This is a genomic window from Thiospirillum jenense, from assembly GCF_014145225.1.
Classification (GTDB): Bacteria; Pseudomonadota; Gammaproteobacteria; order Chromatiales; family Chromatiaceae; genus Thiospirillum; species Thiospirillum jenense.
In genome coordinates, this window is the sequence record NZ_JABVCQ010000048.1 from 1 (window position 1) to 11,093 (window position 11,093).

The window sequence follows — 11,093 nt, forward strand, 5'->3', positions numbered from 1 at the left end:
TTCTTAAATGCCAGCCCCAGCTTTGCCGACCAAACTGGATTAACTGTAAAAGACATTTTAGGGCAGCGTGTGACCACTGTATTACCTAGCGTTGAAAATGCTTCACTTATTCAGCAATTTGGTCAAATGGTATTAAACGGCACAGCACTGAGTTTTGAACAATACTGTGCATCATTAAATCGCTATTTTTTTATTAATGCTTATCCGTTAGGTAATCACCAATTTGCAACGGTGTTTAATGACATCAGCGAGCGTAAAATTGCCGAAATGCGCTTGCAAGAAAATGAAGCAAATTTTCGCGCCTTTTTTGAAACTGTTGATGATTTAATGTTAGTTGCAACGACAAATGGTCAAATTTTATTCGCTAATTTGGCGGTAGAACGTAAATTGGGTTATACCAATGATGAGTTAAGAAGTTTGCATGTTTTGGATTTACACGCTAAAAAACAACGCATTGAAGCAGAAACAATCTTTGCTGCCATGTTGAATGGAGAAGGCCAAGTATGTCCATTACCATTATTAGGTAAATACGGTCAATTATTACCCGTTGAAACGCGAGTGTGGCAAGGGTATTGGAATGGGGAACAATGTATATTTGGTATTTGTAAAGATTTAACAGCAGAACAACAGGCACAGCAAAGATTTGAACGTTTATTTCGGAGTAATCCGGCACCGATGGCATTAACTCTATTGCCAGAACGCCGTTTTACTGAAGTCAACGACGCCTTTGTAAAAACCCTCGGCTACACCCACGTTGATGTCATTGATCATACCGCATCTGAAATAGGGCTATTTGTTAATCCTTCATACCAGATGATGATTACCAACCAATTAGCAACCTTTGGATGTGTCAATGCGGTTGAAATACAAGTGCGCTGTAAAGATGGCGTCATTCTCGATGGACTTTTTTCTGGTGAAGTCATTCATAGTCAAGGACAAGATTATTTTCTCAGTGTGATGATTGACATCACTACACAAAAACATGCATTAATCGCATTAGTGGATGCCAATAAAGCATTACAAGCCGCAACGGCGCGGGCGGAAATGGCGAATGTGGCAAAAAGCGCCTTTCTTGCAAATATGAGCCATGAAATTCGTACTCCCATGAATGGCGTTATTGGTATGACGGGATTATTACTTGATACAATACTCAATTCTGAGCAACGCCGTTATGCTGAAATTGCGCTTTCCAGTGCCGAATCTTTGTTATCACTCATCAATGATATTTTAGATTTTTCTAAAATTGAAGCGGGGAAACTTGAGTTAGAAATTCTCACATTTGAACTTGATCCTTTATTAGATGACATTGTAGCAACATTGGCATTGCCAGCACAAAATAAAGGATTAGAACTTCTATATGATGTGGCACAAGAAGTACCAACTTATTTGCGTGGTGATCCTGGACGTGTGCGACAAATTTTAACCAATTTAGTTAACAATGCGATTAAATTTACCCATGAAGGCGAAATTTTAGTTCACTTAACTGTTATTGAAAAAACGGCACATGATGCCACATTACGGTTTGCAGTACGCGACACTGGTATTGGCATTCCAGATGATAAACAGTCGCTGTTATTTGACAAATTTTCTCAGGTGGATGTGTCTATTACACGTCAATACGGTGGTACTGGGTTGGGATTAGCTATTGTTAAACAATTGGCAAATATGATGGGCGGTACGGTGGGCGTTGAAAGCACGATTGGAAAGGGCTCGGTCTTTTGGTTTACGGCCCGTTTTGGCTATAGTAGCAATCATGCTGGGGAACAACTGCGTCATCGTCAAGCACCATCAGAACTGTATCATCAGCGCGTATTAATTGTAGATGACAATGCTACAAATCGTGACATTTTAAGTACCCGTTTATTAACTTGGGGCCTGCGGACGGTGGAGGTCAGCGACGGGGTTAGTGCGTTAAAAGCACTTTACCACGCCTTCGATATGCACGATCCTTTTCAATTAGCATTAATTGATTTACAAATGCCCAGGATGGATGGAGAAACATTAGGGCGGGCTATTCGTGCTGACCAACGTTTTGCTGATCTAAAAATGGTTTTATTGCCTTCATTGACTTTGCCTGGTGATTCAGCGCGATTTAGTGCGAGTGGATTTAATGGTCATCTAGTCAAACCAATTCGTCACCAAGAATTATGGGAACTGCTGCTGCATTTACCCGCAACGCCGTCACATTCATCAGTTTCAATCACCAATAAACTGCCTGCAATTAGTGAAGTTAGCAGTCAATTAGAATCCCCTGCCGCCCTCACAGGACGGGTGTTGGTCGTGGAAGATAATCATGTTAATCAAGAAGTCTTAGTAACCATGCTTAATAAAACTGGGTTGCGGTGTGATGCCGTTGCTGATGGCAATGAAGCGCTATTGAGTTTGCAAATTGTACCTTACGACTTGGTGTTAATGGATGTGCAAATGCCAATTATGGATGGTTATGAAGCGACGCGCCGCATTCGTGCAATAGATACTCCGGTATTAAATGCACAAATTCCAATTATTGCAATGACTGCACATGCCATGCAAGGCGATAGAGAACGTTGTTTAGCGGCGGGTATGAATGATTATTTGACCAAACCGGTCCAGCGCCACGCATTGCAAGATACACTTAAACGGTGGTTACCACTACACAATGAACAACTCAGCTTGACAACCGAGCATCCTGAACAGTTACTCACGACAGAAATACCTTTGGTTTTTGATTACAATGATTTATTAATTCGTTTGGCGGGCGATACTAATATGGCAAATGAAATTGGCGTTATTTTTCTTTCTGACATGGCGCAGCGCCTTAAAATACTTCAACAGCAATCATCCGATGAAAAATGGTCAGACATTATCATGCAAGCACATACCATTAAAGGAACCTGTGCAAATTTGAGCGCTATTGAAATGCAAACCATTGCTAGTCGTTTAGAAGATGCCGCGCAAAATGGTGAATTAGATAATGCCGTTATACAGATTAGCTGTTTGACGATTGCTTTTGAACGATTACAGCAGGCGATGGCTACAGTTGGAATAAAAACTAACTTAGTTAGTTAGTTGGATGTTTGCCAGTTTGTCAATCATTGCTGATTTTTTTAATCCTTTTTGGAAGCCATTTTATATGCAAACAGATATTGTTTTTTTACATGGATTGCGCATCGAAACGGTCATTGGTATCTATGATTGGGAGCAAGAAATTTTGCAGCCAGTTATTCTTGATCTTGATATGGCGACGGATGTAGCGCAGGCAGCTTTAACCGATCATATTGCGGATGCGCTGGATTATAAAGCGGTGTCGAAACGTCTTAAACAGTTCGTGTCTGAAACTCGTTTTCAATTAGTAGAAACCCTAGCTGAACAGTGTGCGCGTATTATTTGTGATGAGTTTAATGTGTCTTGGGTACGCTTGCGTGTCAATAAAATTGGTGCAGTCACCGACGCCGGCGATGTGGGGGTCATTATTGAACGGGTTCGCAATAAAACGCTGACATAGCGTTTAACAAACGTCGCTATACTCTATAGATAGTCATTTTCGTCTGTTTTAATCATTACCATTCATCATGTGCTTGTCGAAGAATAAAAGTTCAGTGCTTTTCGACACGCTCAGAGCGAACGGTAACGAATCATAAAACCGAAAACCTATTTAAAATAAGTATTAAGAATAACGGCGTTTAATTATGACAAAACCGTTTTTGTAAAGTCACTACCCCCGCACCACTGTGATGTAAATCACACTGAATACAAATAATCCAATCATTGGTCTATTGTGTACTAGACTGGTGCAGTTAAATTGTTGGTCAATCTAACCGATTTAAGTAAAATGACGCTATACTTTACAGCATCGGTTAAAGTGTGCATCACTGGAGATGATTGCGATGATTGCGATGATTGCTTGTATTCGTTCGGTATTTTGGCGCTGGCTGGGAATGTGCGGAGTATTGGTGAGCCTGATGCTCATTAGTCTGTCTGCGCAGGCGTATGACGTTACAAATACCGATGACAGTGGTGCTGGTTCTTTGCGGCAAGCAATTATTGAAGCGAGTGCAGGTGATACTATTGACTTTGATCCGTTGCTTGCAGGTCAAACAATCGCCTTAGTTAGTGAAATTACAATTGATAAATCATTGACAATTGATGGTTCTAGTGCGCCGGGGTTGATTATTAGTGGTGATACTGATAGCGATGGCGATGGCGATGTCCGCGTGTTTTACGTTAATTCTGGTATTGAAGTGACGATTAATCATTTGACGATTGCGGACGGCAGGGCAGATCAAGGTGGCGCAATTTACCATTCAGGTGGCGCTCAATTAACCATAAATGATGTCATCTTTAGTCATAACGAAGCAATTAACAGTCACGGGGGGGCTATTTATATTGACACAAACAGTAATGTAGATATTACCCGCTCAATTTTTACAGGTAACACGGCACCTAGAGGTGGTGCTATTTTCGTTGCAAATATTAGTGCGGCTGGCATAGTCAATATCAAACAGTCCAGTTTTACTAACAACGGCGCCAATAGCGATGGCATGGGTGGCGCGATTTGTATCACAAATGGTGTTAATGTATTCATTGAACAATCCACCTTTTCTGGCAATACGACTGATGACGCCTGCGGCGCTATTGTGAATTATTATGGTAATTTAGTTATTAAAAATAGCACTTTGACCGGCAATTACGCTCTTAATGTCGGCGGCGCTCTATGCAACGCTTCATCCGCAACGCTTTTGCAGGTCACGTTAGTTGAAAACACTGCTAATGAAGGCGGTGGAATTTATAACGACGCATCAGGACAATTAACAATTACCAACAGCATTGTGTCGGGTAATACATCAACAAGTAGTCCCGAGATTTTTAATAGCACTGATACCGGCTCTACTTTAACCTCAACCGGCAAAAACATTTTCGGCATCAATGGCGGATCGGGAATAGATGGCGCCACGCCCGCAGCAGGGACTTATTTAATTCCCGCCGCCGGGACAACGCTGGCGAATATCGTCGGCGTATTAGCAGACAATGGCGGCTTCACTCAAACCCGTGCGCCAGTCTTTGGTGGATTAGCCAATAATACGGGTGATTATGCGGCGGCGAGTTCTAGTGGTTTATATGACCAACGCAATCGTGTGCGTATCTTCGATGGCACGGTTGATATTGGCGCGGTGGAATTAACGGGGTTAAATGACACCGGTATTCAATTCTGCGGCGATGCTAGTGACGGGAATAACGCCTCATGTCTTGGTACAGAGCCAGCAGGACAGGATGCGCATTATGGGCGTGATGCGGCAATGCCATCATTATTCAAAGCGGGCAGCGGATCAGCGGGCTTTGATTATACAAAAATTGCGAATGACGGGAGTGATTTGGCCGCCAATGCAACTCTTGGTTATAATTCAATAAGTTGGGCATGTACCCGCGATAATGTCACCGGTTTAATCTGGGAAGTGAAAACGATTGATGGTGGATTGCGGGATCAAGATCATATCTATAGTTGGTATGACAGCTCGGCACCAATGGGTAATGCTGGTACACCAAATGGTGGGAGTTGTTATGCCAGTGGTAGCGGTTGCGATACCGAAAAATACGTTAATGATGTGAATGCGGCGAGATTGTGTGGATTTAACGATTGGCGAATGCCAACCATTAAAGAACTCGCCGGGATTATTAATTTAAGTTACGTTAATCCCCCAATTGATCCTACTTACTTTCCAAACACACCAACTATTAGTTTTTGGTCACACTCCCCTGATGCTAATAATGCACTCAACGCATGGTTAGTGGGTTCTAATTATGGTTATGTTCTCTCTGCGCCTCGGAGTGGCGCGTACTACATTCGTCTTGTGCGTGGTGGACAATGAATGTCACTGCGACAACCCGCGTTCAATACCCATGCCCGCATTCAATTGTGCTATTGAAGAGAATAAACGCATTGCATTTGTTGGACTACGCGCAATAAAAATGCCGTTTCTTCCAGCGACAGCATCACAATGGCAAGTTCATTGTCATGGGTAATGATGACAGGCTCATGGTTATCACAGACACGATTCATTGTTTTAGCTAAATCTGCCTGTACTGCGCTATAGCTAATCACGTTCATTAACAGCGTTCCTCTAAAATGTACACGCCAGCACACGATACAGGTGTTGTAAACGTAACGCAATAAAAGCGATAAAACGCAGACACATCATTCTGTTTTCGTAACTGCTTCTTGGGTTATCTTAATGAAATCAAAGTCTATGCGGCTGACATCTCTGTGTCTATTGCTCATTGCAATTGGAATGCTATTAATTGCCCCAATAGCGCCAGCAGTAACCTGCGTGGGCAGCTTAACACCAACTAATCCCAATAGTATTTACACCGCTAATCTCACTACTGGAACGGTTATTGATAATCGCACGGGTTTGATGTGGAAAACCTGTAGTGAAGGGCAAACATGGAGCGGTGTAACCTGCAATGGAGCGGCGGCAACTTATAATTGGTCAGGCGCATTAGCGTTGACGCCTGTAACCTTTGCTGACTATAGCGATTGGCGGTTGCCGAGTGCGAATGAATTGCTGAGTTTAGTAGAAAATTGTCGCTCCGGTTCCGCTATTAACGACGAATTGTTTCCGAATACACCAAACACTGCATTTTGGAGTAGTTCGCCCTTTGCAAACGGCACGACCGGTGCGTGGTGTGTGGGTTTTGATAACGGATCGCTATTGAGTTACGGTCGGGATTCCCTCGGCAATTCCGCCCGCCTCGTGCGCGATGCGGTCAATCCTTTAACAATCACCTTATTAGGGACGGGCACCGGTACTGTCACCAGCAACGTGGGCGGTATTGACTGCGGCAGCGTGTGCGATGCGCGCTTTGGTATTAACACCAATACAGTCGTGACGCTCACTGCCTATGCCGTTCCCTGCTCAATCTTCGCTGGCTGGGGTGGCGATTGCACTGGTACCGCCAGCACCTGCACCGTCACAATGGACGACGCGGAAACTGTCACCGCAACTTTTAATGAGCCGCAAACACTGACTGTCATTAACAACGGTAATGGCAACATCATCATTGACCCCGCCGCAGTCGAATGTAGCAGCGGCACTTGCATTAGCGATTACGCCGGCCTCGTCACGCTCACCGCCACGCCCGACCCCGGTTATCAATTCGCCGGTTGGAGTGGCGCGTGTTCCGATGCCAATGTGATTTGCACGCTGTCCATGACGGCGGAGCAGGAGGTGACGGCGAGTTTTACGGCGGTGGCGACGGGGACGGGCAGCGATTGGCAGGTCATTTCATCCTCAGGTACGGGGCTCAAAGCTGTGACCTATGGCGATGGTCTCTTCGTGGCAGTCAGCAACACGCGCCCGATTCTGATTAGCACCGACGGCGTGACGTGGACAGCGCCAGATGAACCGCCCGACAGCAATAACCTATTGAGCGTGACGTGGGGCGGCGGCCAGTTTGTCGCGGTCGGGGAAAGCGGCGCGATTGCCACCAGCACTGACGGCAGCAATTGGTCAGATTTAATCGTCGGTAGCAATGATCTCTACGATGTCGCGTGGGGTGGCGACCGCTTCGTGGCCGTGGGCGGCAGTGGCACAATTCTGACCAGTTTTGATGGCGGCGACACTTGGGATACGCAGACCGTCGGCACTGATCATCTGAAAAACATCGTGTGGAGCGGCAGCCAATTCGCAGTGACGGTCAATAGCAACAAGGTACTGACTAGCACTGATGGCACCAGTTGGACACCGCGCACCACGTCTGCCCTGCTCTTGCATGACATCACTTGGGATGGCAGTCAGTTCGTAGCCACGGGCTACTACGACACCAGTGCTGCGACGCTGACGAGTAGCGATGGCACTAATTGGTCAACCCCCACATCAGTTGCGCCCACTTATCTCTACGGTGTCACTTGGACTGGTCAGCAACTCGTCGCCGTGGGCGCAGAGCTCGGCGGGGTTGGTGTCATTCTGACTAGCACCAATGGCGGCGCGAGTTGGACATCGCAAAGTTTCGGTACGACTGGTTCGCTCAGTAGCGTGGCGTGGAATGGTAGTCGCCTCGTCGCAGTGGGCGATAACGGCACCATTTTAATTAGCCCATCTACTTCGCAAACATTGACCGTTAGTACAAATGGCACTGGAACCATTACCAGCAACGTTGGCGGAATTGATTGCGGCGGAACGTGCAGTGCCAATATCAATAATGGAACATTAGTAACGCTCACTGCCACGCCAACCAGCGGTTCATTATTCGGCGTATGGGGCGGCTGTATTCCAGAGGTAAATAATCCCTGGCAATGTCAAGTCACCATGAGCGCGGCAAAAACGGTTACTGCAACGTTCATTACCGCCGGGTTGAATGATACGGGAATTACCAAATGCTCAAATGTCGATACCAGTAATTTGGATTGTTCTGTCACTGGTTTTCCCGATCAAGATGCCGAACACGGCAGCAATAGTTTTAATTTCACAAAATTAGATGCCAGCGGCAATCCATTACCCGCCACTGCTACCAATCATGTGTGCGTGAGAGATAATGTCACCGGTTTAATCTGGGAAGTGAAAACCGATAATACAATTCCCGATTTGCGCGATAAAGATCATACCTACACTTGGTATAGCACGAGTGCAGGTGGAACTGCCAGTGGTACCACAAATTGTTACAATTCAGGGCGATGCGATACTGAAAAATTTGTTGCGGATGTCAATACAGCAGGTTTATGCGGTTATTTTGATTGGCGAATGCCAGCGGTAAAAGAATTAGCTGGAATTGCTGATTTAAGTCGCACTAATCCTGCAATTGATCCTAATTATTTTCCGAATACGCCAAATACGCCAATTGCTCAGTTTTGGTCTGGCTCTCCTAATGCCGACGACGGGGACAAGGCATGGAGTGTGGCATTCTCCGAGTATGGCTCCACCTACGGCAACAACCGATCCGTCGCCAAAAGCATCCGCCTCGTGCGCGGCGGACAATCTTCTGATGCGTTTATAGATAACGGCGATGGCACCGTCACGCAGACAAATACTGGGCTGATGTGGGCAAAATGCGCTGAGGGTTTGACTGGTACGAATTGTGAAACCGGCACTGCAATGACGAAGGATTGGGCGGCGGCACTCACTGTCGCTAGTGATGGAACATTAGCCATTTATAATGATTGGCGCTTACCTAATGCTAAAGAATTGCAATCTTTGGTGGATTACGGTCGAACCGATCCTTCAATCAATGTTAGCTATTTTCCAAACACGCCATCTAATCATTTTCGGTCAAGTTCTGCGATTGCCCAAAATTACGCATTTATTTTACTCTTCAGTGAGGGTGCTAATTCAGGCTTTTCTAAAACTGCTAATACTTACGTCCGCTTCGTGCGCGGCGGTCAAGCATTCCAATCATTTAATTTAACCACTGCCACCGCCGGCACGGGTAGCGGCAGCGTCGCCACTGATTTAACCGGCACCAATTGCGGCGCTAATTGCCAAACATTTAATGAACGCACCATTGTCGTATTAACCGCCACACCCAGTGTTGGCTCAGTATTCACTAGCTGGACTAATTGCACGCCATTAGTTGATTATCCCAATCAGTGTTACGTCACAATGGATGCGGCGAAAACCGTTACCGCCACATTCGCCCCCCCTGCCATAGCCAATAGTCTCGCGCCCGTCACCATGTATCCGTTGACCATCAACACGGTCGGCGATGGGAGTGTCACCAACGTACCGACACTTGCGGGCGTCAACGTGACCAATTTTGGCAATTACAGTAGCAGCAGTCAGGACTTAACCGTGTTGGCTGACGGCAAAATTCTCGTGGTCGGCGCAGCTTACCCATACTTTGCCCTAGCGCGTTACACCGCCGACGGTTATTTAGATACGACGTTTGGCAGTGATGGTAATGGGCGGGTAACGACCGATTTTGGCAATTACCTCACCGCGTATAGTCTGACTTTGCAGAGCGATAACAAAATTCTGGTCGCGGGAGCAAGGAACGATGGCTATGTCGCGCTAGTGCGTTACAGCGCCGCTGGTCTGTTGGATACCAGTTTTGGCAATGGCGGTCAGGTCGCGGTTGATTTGGGTGGCATTCCTAGTCAGGTTGACCAAAGTGTACTGGTTGATGCCAGTGGAATTTTATTGGCGGGAGAAAACGGTTTAGCGCGCTACACCGACGCGGGCGGTTTAGATACCAGTTTTGACAGCGACGGCAAGGTCACGACGGTTTTTAACGGAAGCAGCGATGAAATCACCAGCATTGCGTTTGATGTCGGAGCCAACGCTGGCAAAATTTTAGTGGCGGGTACGATTTCCAGCACTGGCTATGATTTCGGGTTAGCGCGTTACAACACCGACGGCAGTTTAGACATCAGTTTTGGAACTGGCGGCAAAGTCACAACTGATTTTGGATCAGAGGAACGCGGCAATGCCCTCGCGGTGCAAAGTGACGGCAAAATTCTGATCGCTGGATCAGCGAATGATTCCACAAATTTTGCGCTGGCGCGTTACAACACCGACGGCAGTTTAGATACGACTTTTGATGGCGACGGCAAAGTCATCACCGACTTGGGTGAATATGAATATGCCCACAGCCTAACGATTCAAAGCGACGGCAAGATTTTGGTTGCGGGACTGGACGAAAACGGCGGCATATTGATTCGCTACAACACCGACGGCAGTTTAGATACGACTTTTGATGGCGACGGCAGCATCACCGGGCAAATCGGATTTGGTTACACCGAAGATTACAGCGTCGCCCTGACCAGTGCCGGCCAAATTTTATTAGCGGGTGAAGACTGGGACGGCAGCTTTGTTGATAAAAATTTCGCCATGGGGCGTTACACCAGCAGCGGCACACTCGACCCGACATTTAATCAAATCAATTGCACCACCTCGTCGTGTTCATTCAATGTTGATAGCGGTGCGACTGTCACCTTAAATGCCACGCCCAATAGCGGTTTAGTGTTCACTGGCTGGACGGACAATTGTTCAGGTACCGGCGATTGCACCGTTGCACTAGATGCGGCAAAAACCGTCACTGCGACCTTTAATGCCGTCACTGCCATTTCGGTGAATGACACTGGAATTAAAAGTTGTGCCAACGTCAATACAAATGGTTTGCTT

5 protein-coding genes are annotated in these 11,093 nt (G+C 46.3%); 4 read left to right on the forward strand and 1 reads right to left on the reverse strand.

From position 1 onward, the window contains the following. The 3 genes from HUK38_RS13890 to HUK38_RS13900 all read left to right on the forward strand — a co-directional run. Window positions 1-3,048, forward strand: a 3,048-nt coding sequence (locus HUK38_RS13890) for a hybrid sensor histidine kinase/response regulator (RefSeq protein WP_182584934.1), incomplete at its 5' end; no start/stop codon positions are given. A gap of 64 nt (window positions 3,049-3,112) precedes the next feature. After that, complete coding sequence (folB, locus tag HUK38_RS13895; protein ID WP_182584935.1) at window positions 3,113-3,484, forward strand: dihydroneopterin aldolase; 372 nt, start codon at window positions 3,113-3,115, stop codon at window positions 3,482-3,484. A gap of 382 nt (window positions 3,485-3,866) precedes the next feature. Continuing rightward, on the forward strand, window positions 3,867-5,846 hold the full coding sequence (locus HUK38_RS13900; protein ID WP_182584936.1) for an Lcl C-terminal domain-containing protein: 1,980 nt from the start codon (window positions 3,867-3,869) through the stop codon (window positions 5,844-5,846). A gap of 50 nt (window positions 5,847-5,896) precedes the next feature. On the opposite strand, the gene HUK38_RS13905 is transcribed toward HUK38_RS13900, so the two are convergent. Next, the gene (locus tag HUK38_RS13905; RefSeq protein WP_338065429.1) at window positions 5,897-6,085 is read right to left on the reverse strand and encodes a type II toxin-antitoxin system Phd/YefM family antitoxin; all 189 of its coding nucleotides are present in this window, start codon (window positions 6,083-6,085) and stop codon (window positions 5,897-5,899) included. Between the two features lie 139 nt (window positions 6,086-6,224). On the opposite strand from HUK38_RS13905, the gene HUK38_RS13910 reads away from it, so the two are divergent. Continuing rightward, on the forward strand, window positions 6,225-11,093 hold a 4,869-nt coding region (locus tag HUK38_RS13910), incomplete at its 3' end, for an Lcl domain-containing protein (protein ID WP_238787684.1).